Below are 16,037 nucleotides of genomic sequence, written 5' to 3'. Positions count from 1 at the left end.
ATGTCAGGAGACCCGTTCGAGCGCGCCGAAATCTCTGACCAGCACCGTGTCGTCGGACCCGACGGCCAGGAGGTCGAGCCCGTCGAGAGCGAGGACGAGGGCGGTCACCGCCCGGTCACCGACCTCGTCGAGCAACCCGCGAAGGTCATGCGGATCGGGAGCATGATCCGACAGCTCCTCGAAGAGGTGAAGTCTGCGCCGCTGGACGTGGCCAGTCGGGTCCGGCTCCGGGACATCCACCAGACCTCCATCAAGGAGCTCGAGGACGGGCTCGCGCCGGAGCTGGTGGAGGAGCTGGAGCGCCTGAGTCTCCCGTTCGACAAGGAGACGCCGTCCGAAGACGAGCTCCGGATCGCCCAGGCGCAGCTGGTCGGCTGGCTCGAAGGGCTGTTCCACGGGATCCAGACCGCGATCTACGCCCAGCAGATCGCCGCTCAGTCGCAGCTCCAGCAGATGCGACGAGCGCTGCCGGGGGCTCCGGGCGCCTCGCCACAGGGCCTGCGCCCCGGGATGCCGGGCTATCAGCAGCCCGAGGAGGGCCAGCAGCCCCGCCCGGGGATGTACCTCTGAGAATCTATTCGCTGGCCCAGACCTTGTAGCAGGTGATTCACTGTCCTCTTCGTCGCGCGAAGGGGAGGCCAGATCATGCGCACCAGCTTCAGTCACAGCCGGACCAGCGGTCGACTCGACGCGTCGCTCGATGTCGTGCCGCCCTGCGTGTCGATGCGAGACGTCTACGACACGCTCGCGGATCCGTGCGAGTCGAGGCACGCCTGGAATGGGGCTCGGGACCAGGCGGCCGAGGCCTGTGCCTCCTGCCCGCTGCTCGCCACGTGCCTCTATCGGGCGGTCGTCGAGGGGGACGTCGAGGGCTACGTCGCCTGCACGTTGCCGCAGGAGCGGCACGAGATCCGCAGCCGTCTCGGCATCACGGTGAGCGCTGTGGACACCGACCGGCTCGCCGGACTGCGTCCGACAGACTCGGTGCCGGGTCCCCACGACGTCCTCGCGGCACGGCGCGCGTACCCGAGCGACACCTTCGCCCAGCTCGCCGATCGTCTCGGCTGCTCGGTCTCCACCGTCAAGCGCCGCGTGCGCGAGGCATCGAGTGAGGGCGCCCGGCCGTCTCGCACGGCCGTTCCGAGCGTCGACGCGGTTCTCGACGTCTTCGACGAGGTCGTCGGCAACGCGCCCACCCATGTCGTGGCGAGCCGCGTGCGGAGGCGCCACGTCTCCAGCGGGCAGGGACGGCCCCGGCGGGGTGCCTGTGAGTGGTACTCGGCACCGTCGCCGCACCGGTCGACGGTGACACCCGCGTCAGATACGGTGTGACGCAGGCAACACGTACCTGGTTCCCGCTGAGTAACGCCCATCTGCCGGTTGAGTATTTGCGCGCTGATTCGTGCTTTGTCGCACCTGTTTGACTCCTTGCATCTCGTAGCTCGAAGGGGATGCAAAGATCATGCGCACCGGCTCCACTCAGAACCCGTCCACCCGCCGTCAGGTCGACGCATCGCTCGACGTCGTCCCGCCCTGCGCGACGATGGCCGACGTCTACGACACGCTCTCCGTCCCGCTCGAGGACGTCTCGAGCTCCGGTGAGTCGTGGGACGCCTGGCAGGCGGCTCATGACAAGGCGGCCGAGGCATGTGCCTCCTGCCCCCTCCTCGTCCAGTGCCTCTATCGGGCCGTGGTCGACGGAGAGGTTGCCGGGTACGTGGCCTGCACCTCGCCGCAGGAGCGCCACGAGATCCGCAACCGTCTCGGCATCACGGTGGGCAATCCCGACATCGACCGCATCGCGGGCGTCCGTACGGCGGGCTCACCGGTCGATCACGAGGCGGTCCTGGCGGCGCGGCGGGCCAACCCGAGAGACACGTTCGCCCAGCTCGCCGAGCGCCTCGGGTGCTCGCTGTCCACCGTCAAGCGGCACCTTCGGCAGGCCTCGAGCCGGCCCCGTCAAGCGGGTGCGCGCCACGCTCGCACGGCACCGCCCAGTGTCGACGAGGTGCTCGACGTGTTCGACGAGGTCGTCGGCCACGCACCGATCTGTGCGTTGACCGCCTGATTCCCGGTGGCCGGCCGCGCACGGGGGCGGCCGGCCCAGCGGGACCTCAGAGGTACTTCTCGAGCTCCCGCACGACGCCGTCGTTCTCGACCGTCTCGGTGACGTCGTCGGCCACCGCCTGGACGTGCAGCGGGGCGTGCCCCATCGCGACGCCGCGGCCGGCCCACTCGAGCATCTCGACGTCGTTGGAACCGTCGCCGATCGCCAGCACGTCGGCGCGGTCGACACCCAGCTCGGCGCACACCTGCTCGAGACCGGCCGCCTTGGAGACGCCCTCCGGCGCCAGGTCGAGCCAGGCCGTGTAACCGACGTAGTAGTTCGTACCCTCCAGGCCCAACGAGTGCGCGAGCTCGGCGAACTCCTCCGCCGAGGAGTCGGGGCTGCGGACGATCACGCGGGTGACCGGCTCGGCGATGAGGTCCTCGATCGGCTCGTGAGCGATCTCACCACCCAGCTCCCCGTCGGGGAACGGCTTGTTCATGCGGAAGCCGACGCCCACGTTCTCCACGGCCACGGCGGCCTCCGGCACCTCCGCCATCAGAGCGCGCACGGCCGGGCCGGCGTCGAAGGTGACGGTGTGGAGGATCGTGATCGGATCGTAGGAGAACACCACGGAGCCGTTGCTGGCGACCGCGAGGCCCTCGGTGAACCCGAGCTTCTGGACCGCGTCCATGACGCCGGAGACGGAGCGGCCGGTCGAGATCACGCAGTGCATCCCGGCCTCGGCGGTCGCGCGGACCGCCTGGCGTACGGCGTCGGTCATCTCGTTGTCGTAGTCGACGATCGTGCCGTCCACGTCCAGGGCCACGATGCGTGGCCTCCAGGTCGTGGCGGCGCCGTCGGTGGTGTGCGAGGTCAACGTCAAGACAGCGGCTCCAAGATCTCTCGGCCTGCGAGGTAGGGCTGCAGCGCCACGGGGACCCGGACTGACCCGTCGGCCTGCTGGTGGTTTTCGAGGAGGGCGATGATCGTCCGGGTCGACGCCATCAACGTGCCGTTGAGAGTCGCCAGCGGGGTGACCTGCTCGCCGTCACGCATGCGGATGCCGAGACGGCGCGCCTGGAAGCTGGTGCAGTTGGAGGCGGAGGTCAGCTCGCGGTACTTGCCTTGGGTGGGGATCCACGCCTCGCAGTCGAACTTGCGGATCGCCGAGAGACCGAGGTCGCCGGCCGCCACGTCGATCACGCGGTACGGGAGCTCGAGCGCGTTGAGCCAGTCCTGCTCGTGGGCCAGCAGCTCCTCGTGGACCGCGTAGGAGTCCTCGGGTGTCGCGTAGACGAACATCTCCACCTTGTCGAACCAGTGCACCCGGAAGATGCCCCGGGTGTCCTTGCCGTACGAGCCTGCCTCGCGGCGGTAGCACGGGCTGAACCCGGCGTAACGGCGCGGCAAAGACTCGGCGTCGAGGATCTCGTCGGAGTGGTACGCCGCGAGCGGCACCTCCGACGTGCCGACGAGGTAGAGGTCGTCCTTCTCGAGGTGGTAGACGTCGTCGGCGGCCTGCCCGAGGAATCCGGTCCCCTCCATGGCGGACGGCTTCACCAGCGCCGGCGGGATCATCGGAGTGAAGCCCCACGCCGTCGCGCGGTCCATCGCCATCTGGACCAGAGCCAGCTCGAGCTGGGCGCCGATGCCGGTGAGGAAGTAGAAGCGGGCACCGCTCACCTTGGCGCCCCGCTCGATGTCGAAGGCGCCGAGGCGCTTGCCGATCTCGATGTGGTCGAGCGGCGTGAAGCCCTCGGCGGCGAAGTCGCGCGGCTCCCCGACGGTCTCGCGGACCACGAAGTCGTCCTCGCCGCCGGGGGGCGACTCCGGCGCGGCGAGGTTGGGGAGCGTCGCGAGCAGCGTGTCGAAGAGGCGACCGGCCTCACCGGACGCGGCGTCGGCCTCCTTGACCTGGGCGGAGAGCTCCCGGGTGCGAGCGAGGATCTCGGCCTTCTCGTCACCGGTGGCGCGGGCAACCTGCTTGCCGAGCTGCTTCTGCTCGGCACGGAGCGCCTCGTACCGGCCGATCGCCGATCGACGGGCCTCGTCGGCCGCGATGAGCTCGTCGACGACAGCCTCAGACTCGCCACGGCGGCGCTGGGCGGCGCGGATCTCGTCAGGGTTGTCACGGAGCGTACGAACGTCGATCATTCCCCAAGCCTATCGGCGGGCCGGACACGACTACCCTGATCGGGTGCCGATCGACCTCCGCCGCGCCCGTCCGGCGCGCCCAGTCCTCGTGCCCGCGTTGGTCGGCCTCCTGGTCGTCGTCTTCGTCGGGCTCACCGCCGCCGTCTGGTGGGAGTGGGCTCCTCTGCTGGATCTCGACCAGGCCGTCGCCGACGCCGCGCACGACGCGGTCGCGGGCCGGGAGATGCTGATCGACACCCTGCTGTGGGTCGCCGACGGTCTCGGGCCGTGGACGCTGCGCATCGTGATGGGGCTGACCGTCCTGGTCGCGGTGTGGCGCAGGGCCTCTCGCCTCGCGGTGTGGATCGCGCTGACGATCGCGGTCCAGTTCACCGCCGTGTACGTCATCAAGCGGACCGTGGACCGGTCGAGGCCGGCCTTCGACGACCCCTTCCAGACGCTCACCTCGTACTCGTTCCCCAGCGGTCACGCCACCGCAGGCGCGACGTTCTCGACGGTCATGGTGATCGTGACGCTGCTCCTGATGCGTCGCGGTCTGCTGCGCAAGGCCGTCATCACGATCTGGATCCTCCTCGGCCTCGCCGCCGGCCTGGACCGCATCTTCCTGGGTGTCCACTACCTGTCCGACGTGGTGGCCGGCTTCGCCCTCGGGACCGCGATCCCGCTCGCGCTGTGGTGGCTGCTGATGCGGCCCGTGTTCGCCGTGGAGGAGCCGTCGCACCCCGGCGTCTCGGGCACCGGACGACGCCAGGTCGGCGTGGTGCTCAACCCGGTCAAGGTCGGCGACGTCGCGGCGTTCCGCGAGCGGGTGGCGGAGGCGGCTGCACGTCACGGCTGGGCCGAGCCGGTGTTCTTCGAGACGACGGTGGACGACCCTGGCGCCGCCCAGGCGGTCGAGGCGCTCGAGGGCGAGGCGGACCTGGTGATCGTCGCGGGGGGCGACGGGACGGTCCGCGAGGCCTGCGGAGAGCTGGCGCGCAGCGGGATCGGCGTGGGCATCGTGCCGCTCGGCACCGGCAACCTTCTCGCACGCAACCTCTCGCTGCCCCTGCACCTGGTCGACGCCATCGACAACGCCTTCACCGGTCAGGACCGCGCGGTCGACGTCGTCCGCCTGCAGATCGACGGGTCGGAGGACAGCACCACCTTCCTCGTGATGGCGGGGGTCGGCTTCGACGCCGCGGTCATGACCGGCACGAACGAGCAGCTGAAGAAGAAGGTCGGCTGGTTGGCCTACGTCGTATCGGGCGCCACGCAGGTGTTCCGCTTCCCCACCACACGGGTGCAGATCGCGGTCGATGGCGGGGCGTTCGTACGGCGCCGAGCCCTGACCGTGATCGTCGGCAACGTCGGCTTCCTGCAAGGGGGCCTTCCCCTGCTGCCGGACGCGCAGATCGACGACGGGGTGCTCGATGTGGTGGCGATCTCGCCACCACACAAGTTCGCGTTCCTCTCCGTCGGGCTGCGCCTGTTCGCCCGCGGCAAGCGCACTGACGAACGCCTCGACCGCATGACGGGGCGCACCGTCACCATCCGTACGGACAGGCCCGCGGCCATGCAGCTCGACGGCGATCCCATCGGTGAGCACACCGAGCTGTGCGCGACCGTGGAGCCCGGCGTCCTGCTGGTCCGCGTGCCGCGCTGAGTCGGAATCCGGTCAGTTGACCAAAGATTACGATCCGGTAACGGATGGTACCGATGGGTTCCGCACGCTGTAACTCACTGTTGAACTCAACTTCGCATGTGATGCAGATCGCATCGTCCTCGGAGGGAGTTCACCATGCCTCAGACCCACCCCGCGCCGAAGGGCCGCACACGGCTCGCGGCCGCGGCCACGGGCGCCGCCCTGGTAGCCGGAGTCGGCGGCCTCGTTATCGCCGGTGCACCGGCTGCGAACGCTGCCGACAAGAACCTCAACAAGAGCTTCAACTACACCTGCCGCGTCGTCGCTGGCGCGGGTATCGACCTCGGCAACTTCAGCGTCGGCGTGCGCACGCAGGTGGCCGTGCCTACCTCGGTCCGCCGCGGGCAGCTGATCGCTGCTCGCAAGACGACGATCACACTGACGCTGCCGGAGACCCTGCGTGCGGCGACGACCGGTCTGCTCCAGGGCACCGACGTTTCGGGCGCGTCCAACAACGCCAGCATCACGGTGACCGCTCCTGGCGCCTCGGCGATCACGGCAAAGATCGCGAACCTTGCTGCCGCGAAGCAGGCCATCCCCGCGGCCTCGCCGTGGACCATCAGGACGGTCGGCGACGTGCCTGCCATTCGCGTCCCCGCGCGGGCCCACACGTCCGCGACGATCAACATGCCGGCGCGGTTCGATGTTGCCGCCACCGTCTACCAGAGGCTCGGGACCACCGCTCCGGTCACGATGGCCTGCTCGCTCGGGGGAAGCCGCGCGATCGGCTCGCTGGCGATCGCCAAGAACGCCTCCAAGATCACCGCCAAGGTCTCGCCCAAGAAGATCCGGGCCAAGAAGACCAAGGCCAAGCTCGCCGTGCGGGTCGCCGCCGGCAGCCCGGCCGCGACCGGCAAGGTCACCGCCAAGGTCGGCAAGAAGACCGTCGGCAAGGGCACCGTTCGCAACGGCAAGGTGACGATCAAGCTCAAGAAGTTCAAGAAGAAGGGCACCTACCGGGTCAAGCTGACCTACAGGGGCTCCGTGTACGCCAAGGGCGCGACGAAGACCGTCAAGGTGAAGGTCCGCCGATAGAACGAGTGCACGACGTCTCGGGCTGCGGCACGGCGTGAGCCGTCCTGACCCTCCGAGGGGACGAGTGCCCCGGATCCTGCGCGGATCCGGGGCACTCGCTCGTTCCGGCACCACCCCTCCGTTTGAGGTGCTCGCACCCGAAACGCGCGGACCGCACCTCGTATTCGAGGTGGGATCCCCCACTGTCGGGTGTGAGCACCCCAAACGGGGCTAGGGGTGGGGGACGGTGGCCGTGATGATCGAGCCGTCGGCGCGGCGTACGCCGTCCAGCGGGCCAGGCCCCGGGCCGCCCTCCAGCAACGGGCCCTGGCCGTCGAGCGGGACGACGACCGGCTCCTCGGCCGTGACGTGCACGACGCTGCCGCGTACGGAGAACTTCGCGCCGGGCCCTCGTTCGACGGTCAGCTCGACCTGGTCCTCCCGCACGTCGACGCGGATGCGGCTGCCGTGGATCGTGACCCGGTAGGTGAGGCTGTCCCAGCTCGACGGGAGCCGCGGGTCGATCGAGAACTCGCCGTTGTAGTCGCGGAACCCGCCGAAGCCGGTCGCGAGCGCGCTCCACACGCCGCCCGTCGACGCGACGTGGACGCCGTCGGAGGCGTTGCCGTGGAGGTCGGCGAGATCGACGTACAGCGCCTCGGTGAAGTAGCGGAGCGCGAGGTCGGAGTAGCCGACCTCCGCCGCGATCAGCGCCTGCACGACGGCCGACAGCGTTGAGTCACCGGTGGTGATCGGGTCGTAGTACTCGAAGTTCCGGCGCTTCTGCTCCGTCGTGAACTGGTCACCCTGGAGATACAGCGCCAGCACGACGTCGGCCTGCTTGAGCACCTGGAACCGGTAGATCACCAGCGGGTGGTAGTGCAGCAGGAGCGGTCGCTTGTTGGCCGGCGTGTGCGGGAGGTCCCACACCTCGCGCTCGAGGAAGTGCGAGTCCTGGGGGTGGATGCCGAGGTGCTCGTCGTACGGGATCACCATCGCCTCGCCGGCGCGCTCCCACTCCTCGACCTCGTCGGTGTCGAGGTTGAGGCGCTTCACCATCCGCGAGTACGCCTGCGGCCACGCGCTCTCCAGCTCGCGTGCGGCTCGCGCGGCCCGCCGGAGGTTGTGGCGCGCCATGACGTTGGTGAAGAGGTTGTCGTTGACGACGGTCGTGTACTCGTCGGGACCGGTGACGCCGTGGATGTGGAACGACCCGCGTCCCTCACTGCGCCAGAAGCCGAGGTCGGCCCACATACGAGCGGTCTCGACCAGGACGTCGATCCCCTCGCGCATGAGGAAGTCGGTGTCGCCGGTGGCGTCGACGTAGCGGCTCAGGGCGTGCGAGATGTCGGCGTCGATGTGGTACTGCGCGGTGCCGGCTGCGTAGTACGCCGACGCCTCCTCGCCGTTGATCGTCCGCCACGGGAACAGCGCGCCTCGTTGCGACAGGTCGCGGGCGCGTCGGCGCGCGGCCGGGAGCATGTTGTAGCGGAAGCGCAGCGCCGCCCTCGCGAGCTGGGGATAGGCGTAGGTGAGGAACGGGAGGACATAGACCTCGGTGTCCCAGAAGTAGTGGCCGCCGTAGCCCGAGCCCGTCACCCCCTTGGCGGGGATGCCGGCACCCTCGGCCCGGGCGGCGGCCTGCGCGACCTGGAAGAGGTTCCACCGCAGCGCCTGCTGGAGCGACGGCTGACCTCCGATGGTGGCGTCGGCGCGCGACCAGTAGTCGTCGAGCCACGACTTCTGGTCGGCGAACTGCCTCCCCACGCCCTCGGAGGCGACCCGGTCGAGGGTCCGGCGGCAGCGGTCGGCCAGCTCGCGGGCGGGGACACCGCGTGACGTGTGGTACGCCGCCACCTTCGTCAGCCGGATCGTACGGCCCGGCTGCGCATCGATCTGATAGACCACCTTGGCCATGTCGTCGGTGACCTGGACCGTGCGTTCGACCGGGTCCCGCGTCTCGATGGTGTGGTCGGTGGCGACGGCGATGGTCATGCCGGACTCGGCGGTGCGGTAGCCGAGCATCACGCGGGCGTCGTCGTCGCCGGCGTCCTGGAGCTCGGGGATCAGCACCCGACGGCCGAAGCGCTCGGCCTTGCGGGGGTCGGTGCCCTCGCCCATGGCGGCGGAGCGGACGTGGTACTCGTCGCCACCGTCCTGCCGGTTGAGGATCTGCGACGACAGCGTCACAGGAGCGGCCGCGTCCAGCATCGTGACCTCGAACGTCATCACCGCGAGGTGGCGCTGGGTGAACGACACCATGCGCTGCGACTTGATCCGGACGCGCTTGCCGGCCGGGGTGCGCCACACGATCTCGCGGCACAGCACCCCGGTACGGAAGTCGAGCGAGCGCTCGTAGTCGATGAGGTCGGCGACCGGCAGCAGGAGCGGCTCGTCGTCGACGTAGAGCCGGATGACCTTCACGTCGGGGGCGTTGACGATCGTCTGCCCGACGCGTGCAAAGCCGAACGCCTCCTCGGCGTGGTTGATCTTCCACGTCTCGTGGAAGCCGTTGATGAACGTGCCCTGCGTGTGCGACTCGCGCCCCTCCTCGACGTTGCCGCGCATGCCGAGGTAGCCGTTGCCGAGCGCGAAGAGCGTCTCCGTACGGCCCAGGTCCTCGCCGGTGAAGAACCGCTCGACGAGGCGCCATCCGTGGACGGGCCACCGGTGGCGGTCGAGATAGTCGACGACGGGGCGGGGGGTGTCGCGAGGCACAGGACTCATGCCGCACCTCCTGGGACGAGCTCGGCGAGGTCGGCGACGACGACGTCGGCGCCGGCGTCAGTCAGAACCTGGCGCCCGGCGCCGCGGTCGACGCCGATGACGAGTGCGAAGCCGCCGGCGGCACCTGCACGCACCCCGGAGACCGCATCCTCGATCACGATCGAGCGGCTCGCGTCGGTCCCGAGCTCCTTGGCTGCGTAGACGAACGTGTCGGCGGAGGGCTTGCCGGGCAGCTGCTGTGCGCGGGCGACGGCCCCGTCGACCACCACCGGGAAGCGGTCGGCGAGCCCGGCGGCGGCCAGGACCTTGGGAGCGTTGGCCGAGCTGGACACGACCGCCAGGCCGATGGGCACCGTGGCGAGGTGGTCGAGCAGGGCGACGGAGCCGGGGTACGGGCGGACGCCGTCGCGCTCCAGCTCGTGCTCGAGCTCGACGTTCTTGCGGTTGCCGAGACCGCAGACAGTCTCCGCCGTCGGCGGGTCGGTCGGGTCGCCCTCGGGGATGGTCACCCCGCGCGAGGCGAGGAGAGAACGGACCCCGTCGTAGCGCGGCTTGCCGTCGACGTAGGCGAAGTAGTCCGCGTCCGTGTAGGCCGGGGTGACCCCGTGCTCGGCGAAGTAGCCGTTGAACAGCGCTGCCCAGGCGCGCATGTGGACCTCGGCGGTCGGGGTCAGAACCCCGTCGAGATCGAAGAGGGCAGCGTCATAGTCGGCCCACTGGACCAGTGCGGACTCGGTCACTCTTCGAGGGTATTCGGTCGAGGTTGCGGTCGCGTCACGTGGCAGGAGAAAACCTCGGCGCGGCGGCCGCGGCGGCGAGGCCGTTGAAAAAAGGTGTGTGATGTATCTCTCCCTGTCACACTGAGTTGCGTCTGCGGCACGGGATCGTGCTGCGTCTGGAGAGGGAGAACGATGAAGCAGGCTGATCCACCCACCGGACTCACGGCACGCGGTCGCCGCGTCGTCGGATCGCTCACGGCCGGCGCGCTCGTCGCCGGCACGCTCAGCGCCTTCGGGCTGGCGGCCGCAGGTCCTGCCGCCGCGGACACCGACCTGGTGAAGGACTACAACTACAAGTGCAACGTCGACGCCGCCGGACTGCCGCTCGGTGTGTGGGACGTCGGGGTCCGTGCTGCCGTTGAGGTGCCCGACTCCGTCGTGGCCGGCGAGACCATCCCGCCGCGCAAGACCCAGATCACGCTGACGATGCCGGAGGAACTTCGCATCCAAACTGTCGGCCTGCTCCGGGCGAAGACCGCGGGCGGCAAGTCGACAGATGCGGCCATCACGATCACGGCACCGGGGGTCAGCGAGCCTCTGGTCGTCCCGATCGGCAACCTCGTGTCTCCACAGACCGATGTCCCGACGTCGCCGAACGTGCCGTGGATCATCCCGACCGAGGGTGATGTCCCGGCGATCACCGTGCCGGCCGGTGCCTCGGAGGCGGCGACGCTCCGGATGCCGGCGCGCTTCACCGTCGCGGCGACGCTGCTGACGGCCGACGGAACGGTGGTCGGCGGCGAGGGAGCGGTCAAGCTGGCGTGCGACCTCGACCCCGCCGGTCCGAACGGTGACGGAGTCTTCGGGGCGATCCCGATCAGGGTCCCCGTGAACCAGCCCCCGGTCGCCAACGACGTCTCGGTGAGGACCGACGCGGGCACCCCGGTGGCCGTCACGCTCGAGGCGACCGACCCCGAGGGCGCCGACCTCACCTACACGACCACGGCGCCCGCTCACGGTGCGCTGAGCGGCACGGCCCCGACCCTGACGTACACCCCGGCCGCGGGTTACGTCGGCTCCGACTCCTTCACCTACACCGTCAGCGACGGCACCCACGAGACCACCGCGTCGGTCCAGGTGGAGGTCGCAGGCAGTGCAGAACCGGTCGCGACCGAGGACATCACGGTGGCAGACCCGGCGTACCGCGGCATCTTCGCCGGACCGACCGCGGTCACGCTGAAGGGCACCGGCGGCCAGGGTGCACTGACCTACACGGCGGGCCCGCTCTCGGGACCGAACGAGGGCCGAAACATCGATCTCACGGTCGACGGCGACAAGGCCATGATCCAGCCCTGGGAGGACGCGGCGCCGGGAAGCTACTCCTTCACGTACACCGCGACCGACACCAACGGTCAGGCGAGCACCTCGACCGTCCGTTTCACCATCGTGAACGCTGCCCCCGTCGTGCGTGACCAGACCTTCACGACGACGAGGGACAAGCCGTTCGACGGCTGGCCCTGGGCGCGCGACCTCGACATGACCGGACCCTTCGTCTGGACCTCGGGCGCGGCGCGCTTCACGTACGGCGAGCCCGAGCACGGCGCGATCGAGACGTTCTTCGTGGCCGACGACGATCCGGCAAGCCCCGCGTCGATCTTCGCAAAGGTCCAGCACAAGTACACCTACGTCCCCGACCCGGGCTTCGTCGGGACCGACCGGTTCACGGTGACGATGACCGATGCCGACGGCGTGTCGACGACCGGGACGGTCACCATCAAGGTGGAGGAGCCGGCCGCCCCGCAGACCGGTGTCATCCGTGACGTGCGCTACCGGTGCGCGTACGACCTCGGCGACCCGGGCACGACCGACCCGGTGGCGGCGGTGATGGGCGGCGACGTGACATTCCGCGTTGACGCGCGGGCCCACATACCGGCAAAGCTCGCGCCCGGTGAGAAGTTCACCGTGCCGGACACGGAAGTCTCGCTCAAGATGGCGCGTCCGATGGCTGAGCTGCTGGCCGGGCCCGACTTCAGCGCCGCCCCGGTGCCGCCGATGGAGGAGGCCGGTTTCGGTCAGACCGCGGTGGCCGGTCAGGCCACCGCCTCGGCGGTCTTCACCGAGACGGCCACAGGACGGACATACGAGGTGCCCATGACGGGCCTGAAGTCGGCGACCGTGCCGCTGTCGCTCCCAGTGCCCGCCGAGGGCATCACCATCCCGGTGAAGGGAGGGCTGCCCGAGCTGACGGCGCCGCAGTCGGGCGCCCTGACCGTGGCGATGCCGGAGAGGATGTTCATCAACGCGGTCCTCACGCCGGGTGCCCTCGGCGTCATCACCGACGTCGGTCTCGACTGCACCGCGATGGACGGCGAGGAGCTCACGATCGGGACCGTGCCGGTCGTGGACGAGCCGGGCACGCCGGCGCCGGCGCCGTCGTCGGTGAAGGCGTCGGCAGCTTCGACCCGGTACGGCGTCTCGCCGCGGGTGGCGGTCTCCGTCTCGCCGTCGACGGCGGGTGGCCGGGTGGAGGTGCGCAAGGGCAGCACCCTGCTGGCGCGGTCCACGGTGACGAAGGGGCGCGCCACGGTGGTGCTGCCCCGTACGGCGCTCAAGCCGGGCACGCACACCCTGTCGGTGCGCTACCTCGGTGACACGAAGACGAAGCCGTCGTCGACGACCGTCCGTCTCACGATCCGCAAGGCCAAGGCGTCGGTCGCCGCGAAGGTGACGACGAAGAAGGTCGTCGCCGGCAAGACGCGCGCCAAGGTCCGGGTGACGGTGAAGGCCAGCGGGATCACGCCGTCGGGCAAGGTCGCGGTCTACTACCGCGGCAAGAAGGTCGGGACGGCGACGCTGCGCAAGAGCGGCCGGGCGGTCGTCCGGCTGAAGAAGCTGCCGAAGGCGGGGAGGGCCACCCTCCGGGTCCGCTACCTCGGCAGCGCGACCACCGGTGGGGCGACCAAGACGGTGAAGCTCTCGGTCAGGCGCCGGTAGCGCGACCCGTGGCCCCTGGTTCCTCCCTCCGCCGAACCAGGGGTCACGTGTCGTCGGCGAGCCAGCGGCGGATCTCGTCGTCGTGCTCTCCGAGGGCAGGCGGCGCAGTGGGCGGCGCCGGTGTGGTCACGGAGTACGTGACAGGGTGGCGAACCTGCGGCGGGTGGCCACCACCGACGTCGACCGTCGGCTCGAGCCCCAGTGCGCGGGCCCGGGCGATCGCCGTACCGATGTCGCCGACCTCGCCCACCGGCACGTCGGCGTCGGACAACCGCTCCTGCCACGCCGCCGCGGTGTCGGCGGACAGCGCGTCCTCGAGGGCGGTGACGAGGTCGGCGCGGTGAGCGACACGGTTCGCGTTGGTGGCGAAGCGCGGGTCCTCGGCGAGCTCGGGACGACCGACGCCCGTGCAGAGCCGCGCGAACTGTCCGTCGTTGCCGCAGGCGACGGCCAGCATGCCGTCGGCGCACCGCAGCGTCTCGTACGGCGCGATCGACGGGTGCTGGTTGCCCATCCGCCGGGGGGCCTCGCCGGTCGTCAGACAGCTCGTGGCCTGGTTGACGAGCGACCCGAGCAGGCTCGACAGCAGGGCGACCTCCACCCGCTGGCCGCGTCCGCTGCGCTCACGCTCGGCGAGGGCCGCCAGGATGCCGATGACGGCGTCCTTGCCGGTCAGGACGTCGACCAGCGCCACTCCGGCCTTGGTCGGCTCGCCGTCGGGGTCGCCCGTGATGCTCATGAGTCCGCCGACGGCCTGCACGACGAAGTCGTATCCCGGCAGTGCGGCCCCTGCACCGCTGCCGAAGCCCGTGATCGAGCAGTAGACGAGTCGGGGGTTGTCGGCGGTCACCGCGTCGTACCCCAGACCCAGCCGGTCGAGCGTGCCGGCGCGGAAGTTCTCCACCAGCACGTCAGCACGGCGTACGAGGCGACGGGCGAGGGCGAGGTCGCCCTCGTCGCGGAGGTCGAGGGTGACGCTGCGCTTGGTGCGGTTGGCGCTCTCGAAGTAGGACGCGGTGCCGGCCGCCGTCCACGGCGGTCCCCAGTGCCGGGTGTCGTCCCCGACGCCGGGGCGCTCGACCTTGACGACCGTGGCGCCCAGGTCGGCGAGCATCGACGTGGCCATCGGTCCGGCGAGGACGCGACTGAAGTCCGCCACGAGGATCCCCTCCAGCGGCGCGGTCACGGCGTCATCAGCCGCCCGTCGACCCGCCGCGGGATGCCCCACGGGTTGCTCTCACGCAGCGGCGCGGGCAGCGCGGCGTCCGGCACCGACTGGTAGGTGACCGGCCGTGTGAACCTGCTGAGCGCGCCGGCCCCCACCGAGGTCGCCGTCGGGTCGGAGGTCGCGGGCCACGGACCGCCGTGGTGCTGCGCCCACGTGTACGCGACGCCGGTCGGGAAGTCCCCGACCGTGACGCGCCCCGCCTTGGAGGTGAGCTCGGCGAGGACGCCGGGGAGGTCTGGGTCGGAGTCACCGTCGGCGACCACGGTCGCGGCGAGCGTCCCCTGGAGAGCGCCGACGGTCCGGGTCAGGGCGGTCTCGTCGTCGTACTCCGCGACGAGGGCCACCGGTCCGAAGCACTCCTCGAGCAGACGGCTGCCCGGCTGGAGCGCGTCGAGCGGAACGGACAGGACGGTGGAGGAGACCGACCAGCCGTCGTCGGGGCCGGCGATCTCCGCGACCACCTCCGCGCCGGCGTCCACCAGCTCGCCGACGCCGGTCCGTGCCGCGTCGGCGATGCCCTGGGTCAGCGCCCACCCTCGCGGTGCGGTCTCGCGGAGGGCGGAGGCGACGGCCTCGGCGGCCCGCGAGCCGCGCGGCGCGAGCAGCAGACCGGGCTTGGTGCAGAACTGCCCCGTACCGAGGGTGAAGGAGCCGACGAACCCGGAGGCGATCTCGCCGAGGCGGGCCTCCGCGGCCGCGGGGGTCACCACGACCGGGTTGACGGTGCCCATCTCGGCGAAGACGGGGATCGGGACGTCGCGCTGCTGCGCCGCCTCGCGGAGCGCCATGCCCGCGCGCTGCGAGCCCGTGAACGCGACGGCCGCGATCTGAGGGGCCGCGACCAGGTGCACGCCCGCGTCGAAGCCATGGACGATCCCGAGCACGCCGTCGGGCGCTCCGGCGTCGCGCAACGCCTCCGTCGCGAGAGCACCGAGCCGCTGGCTCAGGAGGGGATGCGCGGGGTGTCCCTTGACGACGACGGGGCACCCCGCCGCGAGGGCCGACGCGGTGTCGTTGCCGAGGACGCTGAACGCGAACGGGAAGTTGCTGGCGCCGAACACCGCGACCGGCCCCAGTGGCACGTTGACCCGGGCGAGCGGCGGGTTGGCGCCGGCGGCGTGGTCGATGGTGGCGCCGAGATAGGAGCCCTCCACCGCGACGTCGGCATAGAAGCGCAGCTGCCCCGCCGTCCGAGCGACCTCACCCTCCAGACGCGGTCGCCCGAGCGCCGTCTCCGCGTCGGCCAGGTCCACGAGCTCGTCCCGCGCCGCCTCGAGGGCGTCCGCGATCGCCGCGGACCACCGGACACGCTCGGCGGGCGGCGTCGCGGCCACCTCGATCGCGCACGCCGCCGCAGCCGCCACGATCGCGTCGACCTGGTCCAGCGGGGTCGCCTCCACCTCGCCGTTCACGCGTCCGGTGCGCGGGTCGTACGAGACGTCAGTCATGGCCGCTCCGTCCGCGATG

12 protein-coding genes are annotated in these 16,037 nt (G+C 70.7%); 6 read left to right on the top strand and 6 right to left on the bottom strand.

The features are described 5' to 3' along the window. The 3 genes from KV097_RS16720 (at position 1) to KV097_RS16710 (ending at position 2,068) form a co-directional block, all read left to right on the top strand. Complete coding sequence (locus KV097_RS16720; protein ID WP_220342960.1) at positions 1 to 570, top strand: bacterial proteasome activator family protein; 570 nt, start codon at positions 1 to 3, stop codon at positions 568 to 570. Positions 571 to 645: 75 nt separating this feature from the next. Then, the gene (locus KV097_RS16715) at positions 646 to 1,332 is read left to right on the top strand and encodes a WhiB family transcriptional regulator (protein WP_220342962.1); all 687 of its coding nucleotides are present in this window, start codon (positions 646 to 648) and stop codon (positions 1,330 to 1,332) included. A 130-nt stretch (positions 1,333 to 1,462) separates the two neighbouring features. Next, positions 1,463 to 2,068, top strand: a complete 606-nt coding sequence (locus tag KV097_RS16710) for a winged helix-turn-helix domain-containing protein (protein WP_220366510.1) — start codon at positions 1,463 to 1,465, stop codon at positions 2,066 to 2,068. Positions 2,069 to 2,114: 46 nt separating this feature from the next. Here the strand turns inward: KV097_RS16710 and KV097_RS16705 are convergent, their stop codons facing one another. Both KV097_RS16705 and serS read right to left on the bottom strand, forming a co-directional pair. Continuing rightward, complete coding sequence (locus tag KV097_RS16705) at positions 2,115 to 2,933, bottom strand: HAD family hydrolase (protein ID WP_255559679.1); 819 nt, start codon at positions 2,931 to 2,933, stop codon at positions 2,115 to 2,117. Beyond that, a complete protein-coding gene (serS, locus tag KV097_RS16700) occupies positions 2,930 to 4,204 on the bottom strand; it encodes a serine--tRNA ligase (protein WP_220366509.1) in 1,275 nt (424 codons plus the stop codon). The genes KV097_RS16705 and serS overlap by 4 nt, the downstream gene beginning before the upstream one ends. A 43-nt stretch (positions 4,205 to 4,247) precedes the next feature. On the opposite strand from serS, the gene KV097_RS16695 reads away from it, so the two are divergent. Continuing rightward, positions 4,248 to 5,849: a phosphatase PAP2 family protein gene (locus tag KV097_RS16695; RefSeq protein WP_220366508.1), complete on the top strand. Its 1,602-nt coding sequence runs from the start codon at positions 4,248 to 4,250 to the stop codon at positions 5,847 to 5,849. 135 nt (positions 5,850 to 5,984) lie between these two features. After that, a complete protein-coding gene (locus tag KV097_RS16690; RefSeq protein WP_220366507.1) occupies positions 5,985 to 6,923 on the top strand; it encodes a DUF6801 domain-containing protein in 939 nt (312 codons plus the stop codon). A gap of 210 nt (positions 6,924 to 7,133) precedes the next feature. Here KV097_RS16690 and KV097_RS16685 read toward each other — a convergent pair whose 3' ends face one another. Together KV097_RS16685 and KV097_RS16680 are read right to left on the bottom strand one after the other, a co-directional pair. Then, positions 7,134 to 9,629, bottom strand: a complete 2,496-nt coding sequence (locus tag KV097_RS16685) for a glycoside hydrolase family 65 protein (RefSeq protein ID WP_220366506.1) — start codon at positions 9,627 to 9,629, stop codon at positions 7,134 to 7,136. After that, a complete protein-coding gene (locus KV097_RS16680) occupies positions 9,626 to 10,369 on the bottom strand; it encodes an HAD family phosphatase (RefSeq protein WP_301022921.1) in 744 nt (247 codons plus the stop codon). Before KV097_RS16680 ends, KV097_RS16685 begins: the two co-directional genes overlap by 4 nt. 171 nt (positions 10,370 to 10,540) lie before the next feature. On the opposite strand from KV097_RS16680, the gene KV097_RS16675 reads away from it, so the two are divergent. After that, positions 10,541 to 13,342, top strand: a complete 2,802-nt coding sequence (locus KV097_RS16675) for a DUF6801 domain-containing protein (RefSeq protein WP_220366505.1) — start codon at positions 10,541 to 10,543, stop codon at positions 13,340 to 13,342. Positions 13,343 to 13,385: 43 nt separating this feature from the next. Here KV097_RS16675 and KV097_RS16670 read toward each other — a convergent pair whose 3' ends face one another. After that, positions 13,386 to 14,528, bottom strand: coding sequence for a CaiB/BaiF CoA-transferase family protein (locus KV097_RS16670; RefSeq protein WP_301022509.1), 1,143 nt, complete (start codon positions 14,526 to 14,528; stop codon positions 13,386 to 13,388). After that, complete coding sequence (locus tag KV097_RS16665; RefSeq protein ID WP_220366503.1) at positions 14,525 to 16,018, bottom strand: aldehyde dehydrogenase family protein; 1,494 nt, start codon at positions 16,016 to 16,018, stop codon at positions 14,525 to 14,527. Before KV097_RS16665 ends, KV097_RS16670 begins: the two co-directional genes overlap by 4 nt. Between the last annotated feature and the right edge of the window lie 19 nt (positions 16,019 to 16,037).

The sequence above is a fragment of the Mumia sp. zg.B17 genome (assembly GCF_019550915.1).
Taxonomy (GTDB): Bacteria; Actinomycetota; Actinomycetes; order Propionibacteriales; family Nocardioidaceae; genus Mumia.
The sequence above is the reverse complement of the archived record's forward strand: the minus strand, read 5'-3'. Positions and strand labels throughout refer to the sequence as shown.